Source organism: Roseibium sp. M-1 (assembly GCF_054515675.1).
This window is the reverse complement of the sequence record NZ_CM137257.1, coordinates 1,488,484-1,509,931: the sequence shown is the minus strand read 5'-3', so window position 1 is coordinate 1,509,931 and position 21,448 is coordinate 1,488,484. Positions and strand designations below refer to the sequence as shown.

Here is a 21,448-nt window from a genome sequence, read left to right as displayed (position 1 = left end):
TGGCGGCCAGTTTGACCGAAGGGCGGGGGCAGGTCAAAGAACGTTTTTTCCGGATTGCCGGTTGCAAGGAAATAATAGATGTCAATGTTTTAGCAATGACGGCTTGTCGCCGCCGGGGCAATGACGGCGAGAGTTAGCGCAGGTCGTTGCGGTCGCCGATCTTCACGGAAAAATAGACGCCGAACAAAAGGGTGATTGCCAGGAGCGGCAGGCTCCAGGCGAAAAGGGCGCTGTTTTCGCTCAGGGCTGCAAGCATGGCGGCCTCCAAAACGGTCTCGATAGTGGTGATGCCGGAGAAAGTTAACGGAAGGTTATGGATAATCCGCAAAGAAAACCGCCGGTATTCGGGACGAATTGGAGGCAAGGTTTCATAAAGACTGCTTAAAATTTTTCGTTGTTGTCGCTTGCATCTTCGTCGCGGCGCGGTAGGCGCTTTGGGGAGACCTGAGCCGGTTTTTGCAGGTAAATCAGAACGATGAGGCAAAGCACAAAGGCGATCGCCGCAAGACCGAAAATCATTTGCCCACACTCCCCAACGGCGCCGGTGGAACTGCTTGCCCTTTTTCCGGCCGGTCCCGTGCCCAGGTTGAATGCGCAAGTGTAACAGAAACACGCTGAAGTAGAAAAGTCGTTACCGTCTAGCGTGGCGCCTCATGGCCGCTCACCTTCGTTTCCGGCCGATCCGGATGGGTCGTGCGTCCAGCGTTCCCCGCGGGCAGCGAAAGGAGAGCCGGGAGCTTCCCGGTGAACGAGTGCGAACAGAACCAGCGCGACCAGACCGGCCATTGCCAGCAACACCCATTCAAACGCCGTGAAAAGGGTCGGATCCTGGGTCATTCATCCCTCACCAAACTCGGGCCTGCCAGGCAGGTGCCGGGCAACTGTAACTCGGTCAACGAGCTATCAGCAGAGAATTGTGCGAAGCTGGCGGGACGCGGAAAATCAGTTGTCTTTTTCCCCTGAAACCTTTCCGGAAAGGCCACGATGCTGGAAGCCGGTCTTGAGGGCGGGGCGCTTTGAGGAGAGGGTCCTGGAATTGACACCGGCCCAGCCGATTTCGCCGGAAAGGCGCCCGTATTCGATCTTCGGGCACCGGTCCATGACCACCTTGATGCCGGCTGCTTCCGCCCGTTCGGCCGCCGCGTCGTGGCGAACGGTCAGCTGCATCCAGATCACCTTCGGCAACTTGCCGCCGGCAATCACATCGTCGACAATTGCCCCGGCGGCGTCCGAGTTCCGGAAAATGTCGATCATGTCCGGAACGGCGGGCAGGTCCTCCAGCGAGGCATATACCGTCTGGCCGAGGATCTCCTTGCCGGCGTGGCCCGGATTGATCGGCCAGACGTCGTAGCCCTTCGACAGAAGATACTTGAGGACGAAATAGGACGGCCGGACGGTGTTGGCACTGGCGCCGATCATCGCGACGGTTTTGACCTCGTCCAGGATGCCCTTGATATAGCTGTCCGGATAATTGTCGTGGTTCATGAAAGGGGTGTCCTCGGAGTTGCCGCGCTATCCAATGCGATTTGCCGACGGCTTGCAAGGACAGCAATGCCGCATCAGGAGGTGGAGACAGGCCTGCCAGAGACTTCAACCCGGCGCGCCGGCCAACCTCGTCTTCTGCGCCTGTCTCAATTCCTTCCGGATCATAAGTTTCAGCCCGGACCAGACCGCGTCCACTGCGCAGACCTTGACGTCCACAAGGCCCATCGGCAGGCAGATTTCGCGCACGACGTCCTCGGTAATTGTGGTCGGGACCTTGCTTGCCTTCTTCGGCCAGGACACCCAGATCATGCCGTCGGCGGCCAGAAGGTCCCGCAAGGTTCCAAGATGGTGGGCGAGGTCCTCGCGATCGGTCACAAAGACATGGGCACATTCAACTCCGGGGACAGGATCTGCCAGGGCGATCGTGCCGGGGTCCTGCGCATCAAGCAGCGCCGAGATGCCGTCGGGCATCCGATAGCGCCAGCAGGACATCCCGGGTTTCAGACCCAGCTTGGCCGCCAGCGGCCGTCCGGAATAGCCAGCCTGTTGCATGGGGGATCCTCAGGGACAGAACACGGCCGCCAGACTCAGCTGTCGGTCCAGTCCGGCTTGCGCTTCTGCAGGAAGGCGTTGATGCCTTCTTCCGCATCCTTTGCCATCATGTTGTCCACCATGGTCTGGGCAGCGAAGTCATAGGCTTCCGACAGCGGCATCTCGAGTTGGCGGTAGAAGGCTTCCTTGCCGATCTTCAGTGTCTTGGCGGATTTGGAGGCGATGACCTCGGCATATTTTTGCACCACCTGTTCAAGATAATCGCGCGGCACAATGCGGTTGATCAGGCCGAAGTCCTTGGCCGTCGAGGCATCGATGCTCTCACCCGTCAGCAGCATTTCCATGGCCTGTTTCGGCGCGACATTGCGCGAAAGGGCAACCATCGGGGTGGAGCAGAAAAGGCCGATATTGACGCCGGGGGTGCAGAAGGTGGCCGTGTCGGTCGCAATCGCCAGGTCGCAGGAGGCGACCAGCTGGCAACCTGCGGCGGTCGCAACGCCCGTCACCACCGCGATCACGGGCTTGGGCAGGCGCACGATCTGCTGCATCAGGTCCGAGCACTGCCGCATGATCCGCTCATAGGTTGCCCTGCCGCCATCGGCTTCTCCTCGGGTCGCGGTCAGTTCCTTAAGGTCATGGCCGGCGCAGAACACCTTGCCTTCAGCGCCAATCAGCACCACCCGCACGGCCGGATCTTCCGAAGCCTTTTTCAATTCGTTGGCAAGCGCCGTCATCATCTCGGTGGAAAGCGCATTCATGCGATCGGGCCGCTGCATAACAATCCTGTAGACACCCTGATGCAGGAGCGTTGCCAGAAGGGGTTTCTGGACTTCGTCGTTGGCGGCCGTATCGGACATGGAAAGCTCCCGGAACAATCTGATTTTGGGCTTCTTATAGCCGATGCGGCGGGCAGGGCGAAAGGGCGGGAACAAAGACAGGTGATCCCCGATCACGGATGGTTTATCGGGCAAGGCACCTATCGGCTGGCAGTTCCCAGCCTATCGGCTATCCTTGCGGCATGTGGAGGCTCACCTCGTTCCGCTCTCTTGCCGGCGCAGTCTCTCTTCTACTGGCGCCCGTATGCCCTGCCCCGGCTCAGGAGCAGGTGGACGTCGCCCTTGTGCTTGCGGTCGACGTGTCGCGGTCCATGTCGCCCGAAGAATTGCAGATCCAGCGGCTTGGCTATGCGGCCGCGATTGCCAGCCCGGACGTGGTCCGGGCGATCCAGTACGGCGCGCGAGGCCGGATTGCCCTGATGATGTTCGAATGGGCCAACGAAAGCCACGCCCGCGAAATTGTCGGCTGGACGGTCATCGAGACGGGTGAGGATGCGAAGGCCTTTGCGGACAAGGTTCTGGCGGACAACGCCTACGGTCAGCGACGCACGTCCATTTCCGGCGCGATCTGGCATGCATCGGCACTTCTCAACAAGGCTCCCTACGAAGCCGACCGCAAGGTGATCGACATTTCCGGCGACGGACCCAACAATCAGGGGGCGCCGGTTACGGAAGCACGCGATGCGGCCATCGAAGCAGGGCTCGTCATCAACGGTCTGCCTCTCATGACCACGGGCGGCATGGGCTTCCAGTTCCATATTCCGGATCTTGACGTGTATTACCGCCGCTGCGTCACGGGCGGTCCGGCGAGTTTTGTCATTCCGGTCAACGATTGGGAACAGTTCCCCGAGGCCGTCCGGCGCAAGCTTATCCTGGAAATCGGAGGACTGACGCCGGAGGAGCCCAGGCTCATTCCTGCGCAATTCAAGGTGGAGGAACCTTACGATTGTCTCGTCGGCGAAAAGATCTGGCGCCGGATGCGGGAACAGTATTTCTGGGATCAGTAGCAGTTGCAGCCTTCCAAGCGGGCGACACCGCCGTTTGTTTCAGAAAATGTCTGAGCGAGGCTTTGCGAGCCGCATAATATGGTTCCAATTTTAAGAATTTTTGGTCATTTTGCGGAATATTGATCAGGGACGGATCAATTGAAGCGATCGTCCATCGTTTGAACAAAAAGAATTCGGGTTCAATTTTGTCAGGTGATACAAAAACAGTCTTAAGGGAAGAAGCAATTCGGGTCACTCGGCGCGAATTTGTCGAAGAGGACGACCTCAAAGACTATTTCAACATCAACAAGGTTTTGACATTCATACAGAATGTCTACGAGCGGTTGAAGGTTGAGCTCGACGTCAACAGTTTCTACGTCTTCGAAACCTTGGCACCACTTGCGGAGGCAATCGACGCCGGGCGTCACCGCGACGTCCCCAAACTGTTGCCTTTACGAGAGGGCGACAAGCGGCGGCCTCTGATTGTCTATGCCGGTGGCGTCAGCTGTTTTCTGGAGATCAAGAGCGTTCTGGACGGGCTCGACCATGACGGCGCGATCTATGGTGTTTGCCTGAGTTCCTTCGACCGGCCAAGGACCTCGCCGGCAACCGTCGAAGACGAGGTCACGGCCTGTTTTGAGGAATTGAAGCGCCAGGGGCTGACGGAAGGCGTCAGTCTCATCGGCTATTCGTTTGGCGGCATTTTTGCAATGGAACTTGCCCGGCTGATGACCCGGTCCGGTCAGTGCGTCCGGTTCCTGGGGATGATCGATACGCCCCAGAGCGAGCACACCTGGCCGCTCGCGGTCTGGCTGAGGATTGTCAGGCGGCGCATCCGCCGACGCCTGTCGCGCATCGCGTCCGGTCTGCGGGCCCGGGCATCAGCTCGCGGAAACGATGCGGCCGGTCCTCCGGTGGCACAAAGGAAGTCGCTTGCCCTCCAGCTGAAGCCGATCCTGTTCCGGTACTGGAACCCGACCTGGAAGACCTATCCGCAGATGGCGCCGGAATGGGTCGAAGGGCATACACCGGACTATGTCCGGGCCGGATCGCAATTGCTGCGCATGCGCGGTGTTTACCGGCCACGTCCTTACGAGGGGCCTGTGGTCTTCTATCGCGCAATCGGCGGATCGCTAAACCTCTGCGATCCGCATGAGATCTGGGACCGCTATCTTCCAAATGCCGAGTGGGTCGATGTCCGCGGCAACCATCTCAGCGTCATCTTCGGCCGCAATGGCGTTGCAATCGGGCAGGACCTGACTGTGAGGCTCAAGGAAATCTCCGCCTGGTCGGCCTGAGGGAATGGGACGGGACTAACCCCGGCGCCGCCTGCGCCGCCTGTCGCCGCCGTCCGCATCGCCCGATGCCGAACTTTCCTTGCGTTCCGGCAGCTCGACGGCAGCCCGCAAGTTCGGGAACGGATCGACCTTGTTGGGCAGGGCCATGGCGTTGACAAAATGCTCCTGGAACTTCGGCTCCAGCGCGGTTTCGATCTTTTCAATGTCCCGCACGGTCTGCTCGATTTCGCGGCGATAGCCTCGGTTGAGGAGCGCCATTCGCGCGCCGGTACCGGCAGCGTTGCCGACGCCGGAGACGCCATCAAGCGGACAATCCGGAAGCAGGCCCAGGATCATGGCGTATTTGGGGTCGATATAGCTGCCGAAGGCACCGGCAAGCCGGATACGGTCGAGATCGTAGGTGCCGAGCTTGTCCTGAAGCAGCTTGACGCCCGCATAGAGCGCGCCCTTGGCGAGCTGGATTGCGCGGATGTCGGTCTGCAGGATCGAGATTTCGACGTCTTCGTCGGCGATGAGATACGAGAAGGTCCGGCCACGTGCCTTTACGCGCGTTGTGCGTTCCGCCATCGACCCGTCGATGACGCCGTCCTCGGTAATGAGTCCGGCGAGATACATTTCCGCCACCGCCTCGATGATGCCGGAGCCGCAGATGCCGGTGACGCCGACGCTGTCGACCTTCTCCGCAAATCCTTCCTCGTCCGACCATTCGTCGACGCCGATCACCTTGAAGCGCGGCTTCAGCGTGTCCTTGTCGATGCGGATACGCTCGATGGCTCCGGGTGCCGCCCGCTGGCCGGAAGAGATTTCCGCGCCTTCAAAGGCAGGCCCCGTGGGCGAGGAAGCCGCGAGCAGGCGGTTCTTGTTGCCAAGGACGATCTCCGCATTGGTGCCGACGTCGACCAGAAGCGTGATTTCGTCGAGCTTGTAGGGGCTTTCGGCAAGCGTCGCGGCAGCCGCATCGGCGCCCACATGACCGGCGATGCAGGGCAGCATGTAGACGCGTGCACCCAGGTTCAGCTCAAGTCCGAGATCACGGGCATTGAGGATCATGGAATCGGAGGCAGCCAGCGCAAACGGCGCGCCGCCAAGCTCGATCGGATCGATGCCGAGGAAGAGGTGATGCATGACCGGGTTGCCGACGAAGGTCGCGTCGAGAATGTCGGTCCGCTCTGCCCCGACATCGCCGACCAGCTTGCCGATCAGGGAATTGATGGCGTCGCGCACGGCCTTGGTGAGGTCCGGCAGCTTGGACGGGTTCATCTGCACATAGGAAACCCGCGACATCAGGTCTTCGCCAAAGCGGATCTGCGGGTTGGATGTGCCGGCGGAAGACACAGTGCGGCCGTTCTGAAGGTTGCACAAATGTGCGGCGATCGTGGTGGAGCCGATATCGACGGCAAGGCCATAGACGGCGGGCTTCTCGCCCGGCCACAGCGCCACCAGCGTCGGCAGCACGCCCCGGTCCTGGTGGATCGCGGCGGTCACTTGCCAGTTGCCCTTGCGCAGGATCGTCTGGACGCGCGGCAGCAGGATCGGGTCGACCATGAGGTCGGCAAGACCCGTCTCGGCTATCAGCGCCTCGCGCAGGCGGTCGATGTCACCGCGCGGTGTTTCCATGTCCGGTTCGGCGATGGAAACACGCATCAGCGAAACCGCGCTGTCCGCCTCGATGTTGCGGGCTTCGGCGCGTTTGCGCACCACTTGGCGGTTGGTCTGGGCGTCCGTAGGCACGTCCACCACAAGATCGCCCAGGATCTTTGCCTGGCAGGAGAGGCGGCGGTCGGCGGGCAGCTTGCGCAAGGTGGCATAACGGGTTTCTGCCTCCGTCGCACCTTCCAGGTTCTCCGCGGCGCTGGTCAGGTTTTCCTTGGCGAAGGTGCCTTCGGACACGGAGATCTGGCAGCGGCCGCAGATGCCGCGTCCGCCGCAAACGGATTCCACATAGACCCCGAGCGATCGGGCCGCGTCGAGGAGCGGCGTGCCGACCGGAAAGGTGCCGCGGCGGCCGCTTGGCTGGAAAACGACTTTGGCTTGCTTGACTGTCTCGGTCATGGGAATTCCGGCTGTTGTACTGTCAAATCACGTGGCTGTCCGACTTCCGGACTTGTCCACCGGAGCGGCGCCACAAAGGGCTGCTCCGGCCTCATGGACGGTGTTTCCAGATGACATTCCGCCAGGCCCTGACGCAATCTGAAAACGCGCGTCTTTACACGCAAAACCCCTCCCTGTTGAAGGGGAGGGGGAGTGGGGTGGGCTCGCCCGGTTTGGTTGAGGCGCCACCCGATATGCGGCGGGGGAGACTGCCGCACTGTTTGGGGTAGGGCCTCAGCCTGCGGCACGGCGCGCGGCGCGGCCGCCGCGGCGGCGGCCACCTGAGGCAGCACCGCCCTCGGCGGGAGCTGCCACGGCGCCCGGGGCTGCCGGCTGGTGGTCGCGGTAGGTCATGATCCATTCCGAGCAGTTCGGATCGGTGCCGTTGAGCACGTTGGCAGCGCGCACTGCTTCCATTTCCTGCGGACGGCACGGGTTCATGATCGCCGAGGTCATGCCGGCGCCGATCACCATCGGAATGAAGCCGGCATTGATGCCGTGGCGATGCGGCAGGCCGAAGGAGATGTTGGAAAGACCGCAGGTCGTGTTGACCTTCAGTTCCTCACGCAGACGGCGCAGCAGTGCGAAGACCTGCTTGCCGGCCGTGCCCATGGCACCGATCGGCATGACCAGCGGGTCCACGACAATGTCGTGCGCGGGAATGCCGAAATCGGCAGCGCGTTCGACGATCTTCTTTGCAACTGCAAAGCGTACGTCCGGGTCTTCGGAAATGCCGGTCTCGTCGTTGGAGATCGCCACCACCGGCACGTTGTACTTCTTGATCAGCGGCAGGATCGCTTCCAGCTTTTCCTCTTCGCCGGTGACGGAGTTCACCAGCGGACGGCCCTTGGCGACCGCGAGGCCGGCCTCGATGGCGGCGGTCACGGATGAATCGATGGACAAGGGAACGTCGACAAGTTCCTGAACGATCTGGATAGTCTTCACCAGCAGCGGTGGCTCGGTCTCGTTCGGGTTAACCGCAGTCACACCGGCATTGACGTCCAGCATGGTCGCGCCGGCGGCCACCTGGGCGAGTGCGTCCGCCCTGACCGTGTCGAAGTTGCCTTCGATCATTTCGGCCGCCAGCTTCTTGCGGCCGGTCGGGTTGATCCGCTCGCCGATGACGCAGAACGGCTGATCGAAGCCGATAATGATTTCCTTGGTGGCGGACGCGACAACAGTGCGGGTCATTTATGCGCTCTCATTGGCAGTCAGGGTTGAGGACGAGGTTTGAAAGGACCAACTCCCACGGCCATGCAGCCAGTCAGCGGTCTTCTCGATGCCCCCGAACGGGTAGGCGTGGATCTGGGCCAGCTTGGTGGCCGGATTGCTGACGACGCGCGTTTCCAGCGGATCGACCATGGTGTCGGGATCGTAGCCCGTCAGCATGGAAACGACGGCACCACCGCGCTTCTTCAGGAAGTTGAAGGAGTTCTCCACCCCGGCAAAAGCTGCGTATTTCAGAAGCGTCGTCATCTTGGCCGGACCGGCGACGCCGACATGCACAGGGAATTCGTTGCCCCATTCACGCAGTTCGTCCAGCCACAAACTGACACGGTGCGGGTCGAAGCCGAACTGGGTGACGATGCGGAAGTCAGCGTCGCTTTCCCGGGCAAGCTCGTGCTTGCGCATCAGGAAGGAGCGGATGACGTCCGGCTTGATGTCCGGCGCACCTTCCGGGTGACCGGCAACGGCGATCTTCCTGATGCCCAGCTTGTCGAAGAGGCCGGTTTCAAGAAGCGCGACGGAAGAGGTGAGCGGACCGGCCTTTTCGGCTTCGCCGGCAATCGCCAGGACTTCGGTAGCACCGGCTTCCTGCGTCAGGCGGGTGATGCGGCGCTCGAACGCTTCCAGCGACGGATAGCGTCGGGCTGCCATATGCGGCACGGCAATCAGCCCGCGATCACGCAGGGTGCGGGCCGCATCGACGATCATGTCTTCAGAGCAATTGCCGAGATCGGTGACATAGACCTGCGTGCCTGCGGGAATATGCGCCAGAAGCTCGGTCTTTTCGACCACCTGTTTCGGCGACATTTCAGTCGAGGCGGGAAGCCGCCCATTCGCCAGCAGACGCTGATCAGTCATTCCGTTCCTCCAGTAGCAAGCAGGGTCTTCAACCGTTCCTTCGGATAGGCGGCGACAAGATCGCTCAGGGCCGCATCCGCCTCCGTTTCAAGATCGTCCGAGACGTCGACCGGATCGGTCCGGCGCCACTCCGCCATATAGGCGTCGCTGTCCTTCGCTCCGATCCGCATGGCGCAGGCGTCGATCGTTTCCATGAACATCGCGGGAAGTTCCCGCCGGGCGGATTTCCGTCCCTGTTTCACCAGGATCTGTGCCGGAATGTCCCGCCAGTAAACGATGATTTTCTGCGCCATTCTCAGCATTTCCTCTTGAGATCATGTTTGCAGGAAGTGGGGGTTTTCAGGTCGCCTGATAGCGGCATCATTACGTGAAAAACCGACTTGTCGGGGCGCAATTTCGACGGGCGGTCAGTCCTGCGGACTGCGCCCCAGGAACGGCTTCAGCAGTCCGTAGCCTGTGCGGCGCATCTCAAAGGGCAGACTGAGTCGTTCGGCGGCGCGGCGGGCTGCTTCTTCCAGCGCCGGATCGTCGGTCTGGGCCAGATACAGCACCCGTGTGTAATGGGCGAAATACATGTCGCGCAACTGCGGGTGCCAGTCGAGTCCGAGCGGCTCGACCACCATTGTCTGGAAATGCCGGGCCAGGAAATCGGTGAGGTAGAAGGTGCCGAGCTGGTCGTCTTCCATGGCGTCGAAGTCGTCGAGGCCGGTAAAGAACGCGTAGCAATGCGCGCCCTCGATCCGCTTCGCGCCGGTTTCTTCCAGCACCTTGTCGAGCAGACCGCCCGTGCCGCAATCGCCGTAGCCGATGAGGATATTGTCATAACTGTCGCGGTACCTGAGGATGGCGCGGCGCACTTCCTCGGGGATGCGGTCTGGTGTGTTGTGAAGTTTGGCCGGCAGGCAGGTTACGTCGAGATGATCAAGCCCGTTCTGGTCCCGGATGGCGACGATCTCGCGGGCAAGTGCCCCGCAGGCAATAACGAGAACCCGGCCGACCTTGTCGGCCGCGTTCCCGCCGGTTTCGACCGGAAAGAGAGGCTCGCCCGCCTGCATATCGGCAGCCCCCTTGTACATGGTCCTGGCCTCAGCCTCTGTTGGCAAGCTGGTTGTGGCGGCGGGCAATGAGATCCTTTGCCATTTCCACCGCAACGGCAGCGTCGCGGCAATAGCCGTCGGCACCGACGGCTTCGCCGAATTCCTCGTTCAGCGGAGCACCGCCGACGAGCACGATATAGTTGTCCCGGATGCCTTTTGCCTTCATCTCGTCGATGACGACCTTCATGTAGGGCATGGTGGTGGTCAGAAGGGCGGACATGCCGACAATGTCGGGCTGATGCTCTTCGATGGCCGCCAGATAGTTTTCGACCGGGTTGTTGATGCCGATGTCGATAACCTCGAAGCCGGCGCCTTCCATCATCATCGAGACGAGGTTCTTGCCGATGTCGTGAATGTCGCCCTTGACGGTGCCGATCACCATCTTGCCGACCTTCGGCGCGCCGGTTTCAGCCAGCAGCGGGCGCAGGATGAACATGCCCGCCTTCATGGCGTTGGCCGAGAGCAGCACTTCCGGCACGAACAGGATGCCATCGCGGAAGTCGACACCGACGATGCGCATGCCTTCCACGAGGGCCTTGGTCAGGATGTCGTAAGGCGCCCAGCCACGTTCCAGAAGGATGTTGACGGCATCTTCGATTTCTTCCTTGAGACCGTCATAAAGGTCGTCGTGCATCTGTTCGACGAGTTCGTCGTCGGAGAGGGAGGCGAGATCGATATCGTCTTCGTCAGACATGGGCAGCTCCAACTAGGCGCAATAGGGCCATCAACTTAGTGCAAAACCTTATGCCGCAAGCCGGATTCGCCGATATCTCCAAAGCGACACGGCTAGTCGTTTACGCGACAGGGAAAGTCTCCTCGTGCGGCTTCGCTAATTTTTTCTTGCCGGGGGAAATGTTTGTAGCTGTCTAAACTTACGAGGATGCGGCGGCGAGGGCAAAAGCGATGTCTTCGAGCCTTGCCCAAGCGGCCTCTGCGCGAGCAGGAATGCGTCATCCGGCATCTCTGCGATGGCGCGGGTGACCAGCCGGTCGCGTTTGGCTCCACCAGCGCACTGAAAAGGCCAAACGCGGTCAGATCGGTTCCTATTTGTTGAGGTTGGTATAACATATCGAAAGGAGGGAAGGCGTCGCGGGAGAGGAATTGAAGTAATTGCCTTGAAAATCAAGTTCAAGTAATTGGTAGTGACCTCTGCTCTTGATCACAATATTCGGTCATATCGCAGAAGCACCCTTGCAATCTGTCGTCCAGCAAAGACGTGAGCGGCCAAGACTATCGGAAAACCGGGAAACATAAAACTGAACACCATCAGATAGATGTAAAGGTTCGATTGTGATTGCCGGCCTAACAGCGCTACGAAAACAAATAAGCAAAGCGCGACAGACCAGTTTCCGAGGATAGCCAACCAATTTGGCTGTTGTTTCTTCAGATACGCCCACACGGCGCCCAGTAGCAGCAATATCAGGTGAAAGACTTCGGGGTGAGACAGGTAAGTTTCCAAGCATTTTCCATTTTTTGAAGGGAATGTGTCGTTACCTGTGAAATATGCAGAAAATGACGCCTGACTGGCAAATGGAAAAGCGAAAGATCTGCTGACACGCTGGTCAAGCTAGTGAGACGACGAGCCTCACCTTCGTCATCCCGGCCAAGCGCAGCGCGAGCCGGGACCGGGGAGGCACAAGGTTTTGTGTTTTCTTCTGTCTTCTTTTTGAAGTTCCCCGGAACCCTGATCCCGGCACGCCGGTCCTGGCTCCCCGGTCCGGGATCTTCGCGACGCTACGTCCGAGATGACCTGCAAATGGGTTTGCAATAAGAAAAAGGCGGGTCTGACGACCCGCCCTCTGGTTTGTCCGGGTCCGGGCAGGATCAGAACAGACCTTCAATCTGGCCATTTGCATCCAGCTTGATGTGGTTGGCGGAGGGAATGCGCGGCAGGCCGGGCATGGTCATGATTTCCCCGCAGATCACCACGATGAAGCCGGCGCCAGCGGAAAGGCGTACTTCGCGCACGGGCAGGCTGTGACCGGTCGGTGCACCGCGGCGCTGCGGGTCGGTGGTGAAGGAATATTGGGTCTTGGCCATGCAGACCGGCAGATGACCGAAGCCGTCGGCTTCCCACATCTTCAACTGGTCGCGCACGGACTTGTCGGCCAGCACTTCGTCGGCCCGGTAAATCCGTTTGGCGATGGTCTCGATCTTTTCGAACAGCGACAGGCTGTCGTCATAGAGCGGCGAGAACTGGGCTGCGCCGCTTTCGGCAAGCGCTGCAACGCGTGTTGCGAGTTCTTCCGTGCCGGCCGAGCCGTTGGCCCAGTGGGTTGCCAGGATCGCATCGACGCCATATTCGGCGCAGTAAGACTTGACGGCCTGGATTTCGGCTTCCGTATCGGCGGTGAAGTGGTTGATCGCGACCACGGCCGGTACGCCGAACTGCTTCACGTTCTCGATATGACGGCCGAGGTTGGCACAGCCCTTCTTCACGGCAGCGACATTCTCGGTGCCGAGATTTTCCTTGGCGATGCCACCGTTCATCTTCAATGCCTTGATGGTCGCGACGATCACGACGGCATCCGGATGCAGGCCTGCCTTGCGGCACTTGATGTCGAAGAACTTCTCCGCGCCAAGATCGGCGCCGAAGCCGGCTTCGGTGACGACATAGTCGGCAAGCTTCAGTGCGGTCTGGGTTGCGACCACCGAATTACAGCCGTGCGCGATGTTGGCGAAGGGGCCGCCATGGATAAAGGCCGGATTGTTTTCCAGCGTCTGCACCAGGTTCGGCTGCATGGCTTCCTTCAGAAGCACGGTCATCGCGCCGTCGGCTTCAAGGTCCCGGGCTGTGACGGCCGTGCGGTCGCGGCGGTACGCAACGATGATGTCGCCGAGACGCTTCTGCAGGTCTTCAAGATCGGTCGAAAGGCAGAGGATTGCCATGATTTCGGAGGCAACCGTAATGTCGAAGCCGGCTTCGCGCGGGAACCCGTTGGCAACGCCGCCGAGCGAGCAGACGATGGAGCGCAGTGCACGGTCGTTCATGTCGAGCACGCGGCGCCAGGTAACGCGGCGCAGGTCGATGCCGAGTTCGTTGCCCCAGTAGATGTGGTTCTCGATCAGCGCGGAGAGCAGATTGTGCGCCGAGGTGATGGCGTGGAAGTCGCCGGTGAAATGCAGGTTAATGTCTTCCATCGGCACAACCTGGGCATAGCCGCCGCCTGCCGCGCCGCCCTTCATGCCGAAGCAGGGGCCAAGCGACGGTTCGCGCAGGCAGATCATGGCATTCTTGCCGATGCGGTTGAGCCCGTCGCCGAGACCGACCGTGGTCGTGGTCTTGCCTTCGCCGGCCGGGGTCGGGTTGATGGCGGTGACGAGAATCAGCTTGCCGCTCTTGCGCCCGTTCAGGCCTTCGATGTAGTCGGCGGCAATCTTGGCCTTGGTGCGGCCAAAGGGCAGCAGGGAGTCCTCCGGGATGTTCAGCCGGGCGCCGATTTCCTGGATCGGTTTCATCTTGGCTGCACGGGCAATTTCAATATCGCTGGCCATTGGCTCTTGTCTCCGAAGCGTTTCCGAATTCTGGTTTTTGGGATGCGGTTTGGCACCGCCCCGACTTGTGCCGGAACGCTAGAAGAGAGGGCGGTGCAGCAAATGTTCCGAAAGCGACAGGATGCGCTGCGGAAACGACGGGTGGTCAATCCGTGCGGTTTCGCACGATGACGAACAGAAAAACCAGCATCGTGAGGACAGCGAGCAGAGAGCCGATTTTGGCAAGGACCTCGCTCTGTTGCCCGATCGCCAGATAGATCCCTGGAACCAGGACGACGACGGTCAGAACGGCAAGACCGTAATGCACCTTTGCCAGCATGCCGGCTGCAGCTTTCGGCGTAAGCGCATAATAAGTGCCGAAGATGGCCATCGCGACAAAGCCGATCAGATTGAGGTGCCCATGGGCCGGTCCCATGGTGTGGTCGGTGGTCATGGACATGTGGATGCCCCAGGCCATCCCGATCAGGACGAATATGACGGACGTGGCAAAGAAAAGACGCGGTAGCGGCTGCATGATATCTCCCCCATTTATGGCCGGTATTGTTGATGATTGTCCGGCTCTGCCTGAAATTAACACGGATTTCCGAAAGCCGCTCCGTGCCAAAAGATAAATTGCAAAATCTGGCGAAACGGATTTTAGTTCCGTCATGACAGATTCAGACATTCTCTCCCGTCTCCCCGCCCGCTTGAAAAAGGCGCGCCGCGCGCAGGGCCTGTCGCTGGAAGCGGTGGAGAAGCTGTCCGGTGTCTCCCGGTCCATGGTCAGCCAGATCGAGCGCGGCGAATCCAACCCGACCGTAGCGACATTGCTCAACCTGACCAGGGCGCTGAATGTGGACTTCGCCGGTCTCCTGGGGGAGGAGACCGCGGAAGACCGGGTCGAGATCGTGCACGAGCACCAGACCCCGGCCCTGGACCGGGCCGGTGACGGGTGCAAGATCCGCATTCTGTCATCGCCCCAGGATGTCGGGCGGCTGGAGGTCTATGAGCTTATTTTCACCGCCGGTGGAAAGCTGGACAGCAAGCCGCATGAACGTGGCACCCGGGAACAGCTGATTGCCGAAGAAGGCAAGCTGGAAGTCACCTCTGGCGTCGCCAAGGGCGTGATCAACAAGGGCGACACGGCGCGTTATGCCGCCGACGTCCCGCATTGCATCGAAGCCATCGACGGCCCGGCCCGGGCGATCCTGATGGTGGTGAAGTTCTAGTTTTGCCGCTTTGCTGCCTGCCTCTTGAAGGGGAGAGGGAAGCATGGTGCGAAAGCATTTCTGGTCACCGGCGTACTTGTCCCTTGCAGGCCTGAAAGCCGCGATGCCGAATTCCACCCGTTATTCCGCAGGCATCGGTGTTTCCGGCCATTCCTGCGTGATCTCCGCCTGAATGGGACGATCAAGATAGGTCGTCAGGACCACGTAGCTTCGCGTCGCACGAACGCCCGGAAGCGCATAGACCTGGGCGAGGAACCGTTCCATGGCGTCCGCATTGGCGGTGCGCACCTTCAGGATGACGCAGCAGTCGCCGGTCACGGAGTGCAACTCCTCGACTTCTGGAAAATCCCGCAACCTCATCATGCGCTCGCTCTTGCCCCAGCCGCTGGCGTCCACATGGACAAAGGCGAGGAATGGCTTGCCGACCGCCATCGGGTCGATGGCAACGGACGTGGCCGAAATGGCGCCGGACGCAGTCATGCGCTTGACCCGGTCGTGGACCGCCGGAGCGGACAGGCTGACCTTGGTGCCGATCTCGGCGTAGGTCTGGCGGGCATTTTGCACCAGCTCGCCTAATATCCTTCGGTCGAATTCGTCCAGTGGGCGCCTGGTCGCGCTGTTTTTCTGAACGTCGTCTTTATCTGATTTCATTCAGTTGAATCTCCATTGTCGAAAATCCTGTTCGTGCTCATTCTTGTTTGCAGAACAGAATTCAGATCGGGATCATCAGCGTGATCGAGCGGACAATCAACCCTTCCAATGGCATCTATCCGGCAACGCCCGACTATGTGCATGGGCTGGAAGTGCGTGGCGCAACGCGGCAACTCTTCGTCAGCGGCACCATGGGGCTGGATGAGGCGGGCAGGGCACCGGATGGTCTCGACGATCAGTTGAAGCTGATCTGGAGCAATCTACGCCGGATACTCACTGAGGCGGAGATGACTACGAACAACATCGTTCGCGTTACCAGCTACCTGACCCGCGCCGAGTTCGCGGAAAAGAACCAGAATGCGCGGCTAAAGGCGTTGGGTGAGCGCCGCGTGCCCACAACCGCGATCGTGGTCCAGACGCTCGTGCCGGACTGGCTCGTTGAAATCGAAATCATCGCCGTCGCCTAAGACGGCCGGGCTCCGCCCAAGGCCGAGGAGGCTTACATGCAGCTCGATACTTACCTTGTTTTTCTCGTGACAACCGCTGTCGTCGTCTTTTCTCCGGGGGCGGCAGCCATTGCCGTAGCCTCGCAAGGAGCGGCAAATGGCGGGCGAAGGGCGCTGGGCGGTGTCTTCGGCATCGCAACGGCAAATGCGGTCTACTTTGCGCTGTCGGCAACCGGCATTGCCTCGCTGATCCTGGCATCCAACCTGGTGTTCTCGCTCATCAAGTGGGTCGGCGTCGGCTACCTGGTCTGGCTTGGCCTGACATCGCTCTTCACCCCCTCCGGTACGATCCGGGTCAAGGCGGGGCAAAGGCAATCTGGTCTTGCCGTCCTGTTCGCGCAGGGCTTCGTCATCGAATTTGCCAACCCCAAGGCGCTGCTCTATTTCGCGGCGATCTTGCCGCAGTTTCTCGATGTGAACTCGGCCATCCTGCCGCAGATCCTCATCATGGGCGCTACAACTTATCTCATCGACCTGATCTCCTATTCGGCCTACGCCTTTCTGGGCGATCGGCTGACACGCGGCGGTGTTCGGAACTGGCTGGTGACGCTCGTCAACAAGAGTGCAGGCGTGGCTTTGCTTTATGCAGGTTTCCGGATGGCCAGCGTCAGCCTCACGCGTTAGGGTGATCTGTCAATTCGCGGGAACGTAGTGGCGTGCACTATGAGCCTGCATGCAGCAGGAATGCCGTCGAAAATCCGTCATACTGGAATTATCATCTTTTATTCCGAACGAATATCCGGCATAGTGGATGAGTTATCCAGCTTGCCGGAGGAAGCCCCGTGTCCGATGCCTTTCTGTCCCACATTTCCGAGACGCTCAAAGAAATCGAGGCCGAAGGGCTCTATAAACGCGAACGCCTGATCACCTCGCCGCAGGGCGGCCTGATCACTGTTGGCGGACGCGAGGTCATCAATCTCTGCGCCAACAATTATCTCGGCCTCGCCGATCATCCGGCCCTCGAAGAAGCCGCCCGCAAGGCGCTGGAGCCCAAGGGCTACGGCATGGCGTCTGTCCGCTTCATCTGCGGCACGCAGGACATTCACCGCCAGCTGGAACAACGGCTGGCGGAATTCCTCGGCAAGGATGACAGCATTCTCTTCGCCGCCTGTTTCGACGCCAATGGCGGCCTGTTCGAACCGCTGCTGGGGCCAGAGGATGCGATTATATCGGACGCGCTCAACCACGCCTCGATCATCGACGGCATCCGGCTCTGCAAGGCCCAGCGCTTCCGCTATGCCAATTCCGACATGGCGGATCTGGAAACGAAGCTGAAGGAAGCCCGGGCGGCCGGTGTCCGCCACATCATGATCGCCACCGACGGCGTCTTTTCAATGGACGGCTATCTGGCAAAGCTTCCGGAAATCACTGCACTTGCCAAGCAATATGATGCCGTCGTCATGGTCGACGATTGCCATGCGACCGGCTTTATGGGGCCGAAAGGCGAGGGCACGCCCGCCCATTTCGGCGTTGATGTCGACATCTTGACCGGCACGCTCGGCAAGGCGCTGGGCGGTGGGATCGGCGGCTATATCGCCGGACCCCAGCCTGTGATCGATCTTCTGCGCCAGCGGGCGCGGCCCTATCTCTTCTCCAACTCGCTGCCGCCTGCAGTCGTCATGAGTGGTCTGGAAGCGATCCGCCTGGTGGAAGAGGGCGACGATCTGCGCAAGAACCTCTTCGAAAACGCCCGCTACTGGCGTGCCGGCCTCGAAGCCCTCGGCTTCACATTGCTTCCCGGCGAGCACCCGATCATTCCGGTAATGCTGGGCGAAGCCAAGCTCGCGCAGGCAATGGCATCGAAGCTTTTTGAAGAAGGGGTCTATGTCTCCGGCTTCTTCTTCCCGGTCGTGCCGCGCGGTCAGGCACGTATCCGAACGCAGATGAACGCGGCCTTGACCCGGGCCGATCTGGACAGGGCGCTCGGCGCCTTTGAAAAAGCCGGCAAGGCGACGGGAGTTCTGTCATGAGCAGCAATGAAATGAAGGCGCTTTCGAAGTCCGAGCCGAGGGAAGGTCTCTGGATGACCCGTGCCCCGGTGCCGGAAATCGGTCCGGACGATGTGCTGATCCGGATCAACAAGACCGGCATCTGCGGTACCGACATCCATATCTGGAACTGGGACGAGTGGGCCGCGAAGACCGTGCCGGTGCCCCTGATCACCGGTCATGAATTTGCTGGTGAAATCGTCGAGATCGGGCGCAACGTCACGGATCTCGAAATCGGCCAGCGCTGTTCCGGCGAAGGCCATCTCATCGGCCGTCATTCGCGCCAGTCCCGGGCGGGCAAGTTTCACCTCGACCCGGAAACCCGCGGCATCGGCGTCAACGAACAGGGGGCTTTCGCCGAATATCTGCGCCTTCCGGCCTTCAACGTCGTCCCGCTTCCGGACGAAATCGACGACGAGATCGGCGCCATCCTGGATCCCCTCGGCAACGCGGTCCACACGGCGCTCAGCTTCGATCTGGTCGGCGAGGACGTGCTGATCACAGGCGCCGGCCCCATCGGCATCATGGCGGCCGCCGTTGCCCGGCATGTTGGCGCGCGCAACGTCGTCATCACCGACATCAACCAGGCGAGGCTCGACCTTGCGACGAAGGTCGCCGATGTGGTTCCGGTCAATGTCGCCAGGGAAGACCTCAAGGGCATCGAGAAGAAGCTCGGCATGAAGGAGGGCTTCGACGTCGGCCTGGAAATGTCCGGCAGCCAGATGGCGCTCGACCAGATGGTGGAAAACCTCGTGATGGGCGGCCGTATCGCGCTCCTCGGCATCCCGCCCGGCAAATCTCCTGTCGACTGGTCGCGCATCGTCTTCAAGGCGATCACCATCAAGGGAGTCTATGGGCGCGAGATCTTCGAGACCTGGTACAAGATGATCGCGATGCTGCAGAACGGGCTCAACGTGCGCAACGTCATCACCCATCGGTTCGGCGTCGATGACTTCGAACAGGGTTTTGCGGCCATGAAGTCCGGCGAGGCCGGCAAGGTCGTGCTCAGCTGGACGTGAGCAACATTAAAACAGCAGCTGCCAGAAGAGGCCTTGCAGGGGGCAGGAGTTAAATTTTTCAAAACCAATTGAGAGCACTGTAAAAAATCCAAATTCCGAAACCGGCTTCAAACTGGCGATGCCTGCGTCGAACAAGAACAATGCCGTTACCTGGCCAAAGCTCAGCGGCCCGCATATCTGCGTCGGCGCCGGGCAGCAGGCGCTTGATCTTGCGAAGAGGGGCCTTCTGAGCGCAGCCGACTTGCGCGGCGGCAAGCTGACCAAGGCGGATATTGGCGCGATCTTCGACTTTATCTCTACTTCTCCGGACCTGTTCGACATCTACCGCTCCAACTACGAGGCCTGCGGCAAGATCCACAAGAAGCAGCCCTTTGTCGGTGCCAACAAGGATTTCTTTGCCATGTCGGTGCTGCGTTTCCTCAGCTTCGATGTGTTGCGAAAGGTGTTCGAACTACAGATCAAGCGCAGCGATTCCTCCTGGGAGATTGAATTTCTGCACGGCTTCAGCCTGTATCTCTGCCGCACGGCGGATCCGAAGTTCATCGACGATCTCTCCGAAGCCTATCGCAAGCTCGCAAAGGCACATGGCAATTCGATCACTGCCATCACCATTGCCAATGACGCGGCCATTCAGACGATCGTCAAGCGCGTGGCAGCTCACTTCCCAAAAGAGCATATCGACTTCGTCAATTTTTCGAATGCGATCAACAAGGCGCTTTCCGACAAATACGAAAACTACGGCCCATCGCCGATCAAGGTATCCGAACCGCTCGTCGAGCGTTTCTTCGACACGCTGAAAGATCCGTCAAAAGCCAATTACTTCAGGCAGATGGTTCTCGGCTGACCATCTCTCCGACCGGCAGAAAAATCCCAAAAAACACTTTAGAACCGGGCGGGCACTATGTGCGTAGCGTCCTCGCCGTTAATCATGCATTCATTAATACTCAGAGTGAGCATTATTTCTCTTGTAAATGCTCAACTTGAGCAATAGTGTTTGAGATAGCCGAGGAGTTCGGCTTTGTTTTCAGAAGATTCGAGGGAGTCTCGAATGTCCAGATTTCACTACGGCGTGTTCGTGGGCCGGTTCCAGCCGCTGCACAGCGGACACGAAGCTGTCATCCGCGCGGCGCTTGACGAGGTGGAGACGCTGATCGTCCTGATCGGCTCTGCCGCCCAGGCGCGCACCCCGCGCAACCCGTTCACCTATGACGAGCGGGCAGACATGTTCGCGAAGGTCTTCAAGCATGAGCTATCGACCGGCCGGCTGATCCTGAAGCCGGTTCCCGATCATCCCTATTCCGATACGGCCTGGTGCGCAGAGGTGCAAAGGGCGGTCAATGAGACCGTGCTATCCCACTTCAACAGGGGCGGTGTTGTCCTGCACGGACTGCAGGACATGCGCATCGCTCTTGCAGGCTACGGCAAGGACCGCACCAGCTATTACCTGAAGCTTTTCCCCGAATGGGGCAATGTCCAGCTGGCCAGCCAATTCGGAACCTTTTCCTCGTCCGATGTACGCAAACAGTTGTTCCAGCGCATTCCGGTCATTTCCCGCTCTGTTCTTTCGGATGAAGTGGCCGACTGGCTGGAAGACTTCAAGATGAGCGAGACTTTCCGGGACCTCCTGGAAGAAGCCGAATATCTGGACGCCTATCCGAAGGAATGGGGCCGCGGACCGTTCGTGACCGTTGACGCTGTCGTCATTCAGTCCGGGCATATTCTGCTGGTCGAACGCGGCCGGGCGCCGGGCAGGGGCCTGCTGGCCCTGCCGGGAGGGTTTCTGGATCCGAGCGAAAGCATCCGCGATGCCGCTATCCGTGAATTGAAGGAAGAGACCGCGATCAGCGACCACAGGGGCGAGATACCGCCAGCCATGCTGGCCTCGTTCATCGACGGCACCAAGACGCGCGTGTTCGACCATCCGGACCGGTCCTTGCGCGGACGCATCATCACCCATGCTTTCCTGTTCCGTTTGCCGGAACGGCGCGAATTGTTCCAGGTGACCGGCGGCGATGATGCACGAGCGGCCAACTGGTACCGGCTTGGCGAGCTCAAGCCCGAACAGTTCTTCGAAGATCACTGGTCCATCATCGAGCTGATGGCAGATCTTTAGACAATTCACCTGCGGGGGAGACCCGCAGGCAGTTCACT

General features: G+C 60.1%; 23 protein-coding genes. 9 read left to right on the top strand and 14 right to left on the bottom strand.

Translation table 11 applies throughout. The features are described 5' to 3' along the window. Positions 1–133: 133 nt before the first annotated feature. From ACX3M4_RS06890 to ACX3M4_RS06870, 5 genes are all read right to left on the bottom strand, one after another. Entirely contained in the window at positions 134–256 is a 123-nt protein-coding gene (locus ACX3M4_RS06890; protein ID WP_459357845.1) for a hypothetical protein, read from the bottom strand. Between the two features lie 395 nt (positions 257–651). After that, positions 652–837, bottom strand: coding sequence for a hypothetical protein (locus tag ACX3M4_RS06885; protein ID WP_459357844.1), 186 nt, complete (start codon positions 835–837; stop codon positions 652–654). A 105-nt stretch (positions 838–942) separates the two neighbouring features. Further along, the gene (locus ACX3M4_RS06880) at positions 943–1,485 is read right to left on the bottom strand and encodes a CoA-binding protein (RefSeq protein ID WP_459357843.1); all 543 of its coding nucleotides are present in this window, start codon (positions 1,483–1,485) and stop codon (positions 943–945) included. Between the two features lie 105 nt (positions 1,486–1,590). Then, positions 1,591–2,037 (bottom strand): hypothetical protein, encoded by a 447-nt coding sequence (locus tag ACX3M4_RS06875; protein WP_459357842.1) that lies wholly within the window; start codon positions 2,035–2,037, stop codon positions 1,591–1,593. 35 nt (positions 2,038–2,072) lie between these two features. Further along, positions 2,073–2,894, bottom strand: a complete 822-nt coding sequence (locus tag ACX3M4_RS06870; RefSeq protein ID WP_459357841.1) for an enoyl-CoA hydratase — start codon at positions 2,892–2,894, stop codon at positions 2,073–2,075. Positions 2,895–3,142: 248 nt separating this feature from the next. Between ACX3M4_RS06870 and ACX3M4_RS06865 the strand changes: the two genes are divergently transcribed. After that, entirely contained in the window at positions 3,143–3,880 is a 738-nt protein-coding gene (locus ACX3M4_RS06865) for a DUF1194 domain-containing protein (protein WP_459357840.1), read from the top strand. A gap of 293 nt (positions 3,881–4,173) precedes the next feature. Next, complete coding sequence (locus ACX3M4_RS06860) at positions 4,174–5,157, top strand: thioesterase domain-containing protein (RefSeq protein WP_459357839.1); 984 nt, start codon at positions 4,174–4,176, stop codon at positions 5,155–5,157. A 15-nt stretch (positions 5,158–5,172) separates the two neighbouring features. On the opposite strand, the gene ACX3M4_RS06855 is transcribed toward ACX3M4_RS06860, so the two are convergent. The 8 genes from ACX3M4_RS06855 to ACX3M4_RS06820 all read right to left on the bottom strand — a co-directional run bounded on the left by ACX3M4_RS06855 (position 5,173) and on the right by ACX3M4_RS06820 (position 14,439). Further along, positions 5,173–7,209: an ASKHA domain-containing protein gene (locus tag ACX3M4_RS06855; RefSeq protein ID WP_459357838.1), complete on the bottom strand. Its 2,037-nt coding sequence runs from the start codon at positions 7,207–7,209 to the stop codon at positions 5,173–5,175. A 273-nt stretch (positions 7,210–7,482) separates the two neighbouring features. Continuing rightward, a complete protein-coding gene (locus ACX3M4_RS06850; RefSeq protein WP_459357837.1) occupies positions 7,483–8,439 on the bottom strand; it encodes a methyltetrahydrofolate cobalamin methyltransferase in 957 nt (318 codons plus the stop codon). After that, positions 8,440–9,333: a methylenetetrahydrofolate reductase gene (locus ACX3M4_RS06845; RefSeq protein WP_459357836.1), complete on the bottom strand. Its 894-nt coding sequence runs from the start codon at positions 9,331–9,333 to the stop codon at positions 8,440–8,442. Next, complete coding sequence (locus ACX3M4_RS06840) at positions 9,330–9,626, bottom strand: virulence factor (RefSeq protein WP_459357835.1); 297 nt, start codon at positions 9,624–9,626, stop codon at positions 9,330–9,332. Before ACX3M4_RS06840 ends, ACX3M4_RS06845 begins: the two co-directional genes overlap by 4 nt. Before the next feature lie 114 nt (positions 9,627–9,740). Continuing rightward, complete coding sequence (locus ACX3M4_RS06835; protein WP_459357834.1) at positions 9,741–10,409, bottom strand: DUF1638 domain-containing protein; 669 nt, start codon at positions 10,407–10,409, stop codon at positions 9,741–9,743. Between the two features lie 10 nt (positions 10,410–10,419). Further along, entirely contained in the window at positions 10,420–11,124 is a 705-nt protein-coding gene (locus tag ACX3M4_RS06830) for a corrinoid protein (RefSeq protein WP_459357833.1), read from the bottom strand. 1,130 nt (positions 11,125–12,254) lie between these two features. Then, positions 12,255–13,925 carry a formate--tetrahydrofolate ligase gene (locus ACX3M4_RS06825; RefSeq protein ID WP_459357832.1) on the bottom strand — a complete coding sequence of 557 codons (1,671 nt, stop codon included), beginning with the start codon at positions 13,923–13,925 and terminating at the stop codon, positions 12,255–12,257. A 145-nt stretch (positions 13,926–14,070) separates the two neighbouring features. Then, positions 14,071–14,439, bottom strand: a complete 369-nt coding sequence (locus ACX3M4_RS06820) for a hypothetical protein (RefSeq protein WP_459357831.1) — start codon at positions 14,437–14,439, stop codon at positions 14,071–14,073. Positions 14,440–14,572: 133 nt separating this feature from the next. Between ACX3M4_RS06820 and ACX3M4_RS06815 the strand changes: the two genes are divergently transcribed. Next, the gene (locus ACX3M4_RS06815) at positions 14,573–15,133 is read left to right on the top strand and encodes a helix-turn-helix domain-containing protein (RefSeq protein ID WP_459357830.1); all 561 of its coding nucleotides are present in this window, start codon (positions 14,573–14,575) and stop codon (positions 15,131–15,133) included. 120 nt (positions 15,134–15,253) lie between these two features. Here the strand turns inward: ACX3M4_RS06815 and ACX3M4_RS06810 are convergent, their stop codons facing one another. After that, on the bottom strand, positions 15,254–15,784 hold the full coding sequence (locus ACX3M4_RS06810; protein ID WP_459357829.1) for an Lrp/AsnC family transcriptional regulator: 531 nt from the start codon (positions 15,782–15,784) through the stop codon (positions 15,254–15,256). Between the two features lie 80 nt (positions 15,785–15,864). Between ACX3M4_RS06810 and ACX3M4_RS06805 the strand changes: the two genes are divergently transcribed. The 6 genes from ACX3M4_RS06805 to ACX3M4_RS06780 all read left to right on the top strand — a co-directional run bounded on the left by ACX3M4_RS06805 (position 15,865) and on the right by ACX3M4_RS06780 (position 21,410). Further along, positions 15,865–16,251, top strand: coding sequence for a RidA family protein (locus ACX3M4_RS06805; RefSeq protein ID WP_459357828.1), 387 nt, complete (start codon positions 15,865–15,867; stop codon positions 16,249–16,251). Between the two features lie 36 nt (positions 16,252–16,287). Further along, the gene (locus ACX3M4_RS06800) at positions 16,288–16,914 is read left to right on the top strand and encodes a LysE family translocator (RefSeq protein WP_459357827.1); all 627 of its coding nucleotides are present in this window, start codon (positions 16,288–16,290) and stop codon (positions 16,912–16,914) included. A gap of 158 nt (positions 16,915–17,072) precedes the next feature. After that, positions 17,073–18,260 (top strand): glycine C-acetyltransferase, encoded by a 1,188-nt coding sequence (locus tag ACX3M4_RS06795; RefSeq protein WP_459357826.1) that lies wholly within the window; start codon positions 17,073–17,075, stop codon positions 18,258–18,260. Then, on the top strand, positions 18,257–19,297 hold the full coding sequence (tdh, locus tag ACX3M4_RS06790) for an L-threonine 3-dehydrogenase (protein ID WP_459357825.1): 1,041 nt from the start codon (positions 18,257–18,259) through the stop codon (positions 19,295–19,297). Before ACX3M4_RS06795 ends, tdh begins: the two co-directional genes overlap by 4 nt. A gap of 118 nt (positions 19,298–19,415) precedes the next feature. Continuing rightward, on the top strand, positions 19,416–20,141 hold the full coding sequence (locus tag ACX3M4_RS06785; protein WP_459357824.1) for a hypothetical protein: 726 nt from the start codon (positions 19,416–19,418) through the stop codon (positions 20,139–20,141). A 204-nt stretch (positions 20,142–20,345) separates the two neighbouring features. Next, positions 20,346–21,410, top strand: coding sequence for an NUDIX domain-containing protein (locus ACX3M4_RS06780; RefSeq protein ID WP_459357823.1), 1,065 nt, complete (start codon positions 20,346–20,348; stop codon positions 21,408–21,410). Positions 21,411–21,448: the final 38 nt, after the last annotated feature.

Excerpts from the sequence above, each read along its gene's own strand:
- ACX3M4_RS06890 (WP_459357845.1), bottom strand. The coding sequence starts at position 256 with ATGCTTGCAGCCCTGAGCGAAAACAGCGCCCTTTTCGCCTGGAGCCTG.
- ACX3M4_RS06885 (WP_459357844.1), bottom strand. The coding sequence starts at position 837 with ATGACCCAGGATCCGACCCTTTTCACGGCGTTTGAATGGGTGTTGCTG.
- ACX3M4_RS06880 (WP_459357843.1), bottom strand. The coding sequence starts at position 1,485 with ATGAACCACGACAATTATCCGGACAGCTATATCAAGGGCATCCTGGAC.
- ACX3M4_RS06875 (WP_459357842.1), bottom strand. The coding sequence starts at position 2,037 with ATGCAACAGGCTGGCTATTCCGGACGGCCGCTGGCGGCCAAGCTGGGT.
- ACX3M4_RS06870 (WP_459357841.1), bottom strand. The coding sequence starts at position 2,894 with ATGTCCGATACGGCCGCCAACGACGAAGTCCAGAAACCCCTTCTGGCA.
- ACX3M4_RS06855 (WP_459357838.1), bottom strand. The coding sequence starts at position 7,209 with ATGACCGAGACAGTCAAGCAAGCCAAAGTCGTTTTCCAGCCAAGCGGC.
- ACX3M4_RS06850 (WP_459357837.1), bottom strand. The coding sequence starts at position 8,439 with ATGACCCGCACTGTTGTCGCGTCCGCCACCAAGGAAATCATTATCGGC.
- ACX3M4_RS06845 (WP_459357836.1), bottom strand. The coding sequence starts at position 9,333 with ATGACTGATCAGCGTCTGCTGGCGAATGGGCGGCTTCCCGCCTCGACT.
- ACX3M4_RS06840 (WP_459357835.1), bottom strand. The coding sequence starts at position 9,626 with ATGGCGCAGAAAATCATCGTTTACTGGCGGGACATTCCGGCACAGATC.
- ACX3M4_RS06835 (WP_459357834.1), bottom strand. The coding sequence starts at position 10,409 with ATGTACAAGGGGGCTGCCGATATGCAGGCGGGCGAGCCTCTCTTTCCG.
- ACX3M4_RS06830 (WP_459357833.1), bottom strand. The coding sequence starts at position 11,124 with ATGTCTGACGAAGACGATATCGATCTCGCCTCCCTCTCCGACGACGAA.
- ACX3M4_RS06825 (WP_459357832.1), bottom strand. The coding sequence starts at position 13,925 with ATGGCCAGCGATATTGAAATTGCCCGTGCAGCCAAGATGAAACCGATC.
- ACX3M4_RS06820 (WP_459357831.1), bottom strand. The coding sequence starts at position 14,439 with ATGCAGCCGCTACCGCGTCTTTTCTTTGCCACGTCCGTCATATTCGTC.
- ACX3M4_RS06815 (WP_459357830.1), top strand. The coding sequence starts at position 14,573 with ATGACAGATTCAGACATTCTCTCCCGTCTCCCCGCCCGCTTGAAAAAG.
- ACX3M4_RS06810 (WP_459357829.1), bottom strand. The coding sequence starts at position 15,784 with ATGAAATCAGATAAAGACGACGTTCAGAAAAACAGCGCGACCAGGCGC.
- ACX3M4_RS06800 (WP_459357827.1), top strand. The coding sequence starts at position 16,288 with ATGCAGCTCGATACTTACCTTGTTTTTCTCGTGACAACCGCTGTCGTC.
- tdh (WP_459357825.1), top strand. The coding sequence starts at position 18,257 with ATGAGCAGCAATGAAATGAAGGCGCTTTCGAAGTCCGAGCCGAGGGAA.
- ACX3M4_RS06785 (WP_459357824.1), top strand. The coding sequence starts at position 19,416 with ATGCCTGCGTCGAACAAGAACAATGCCGTTACCTGGCCAAAGCTCAGC.
- ACX3M4_RS06780 (WP_459357823.1), top strand. The coding sequence starts at position 20,346 with ATGTCCAGATTTCACTACGGCGTGTTCGTGGGCCGGTTCCAGCCGCTG.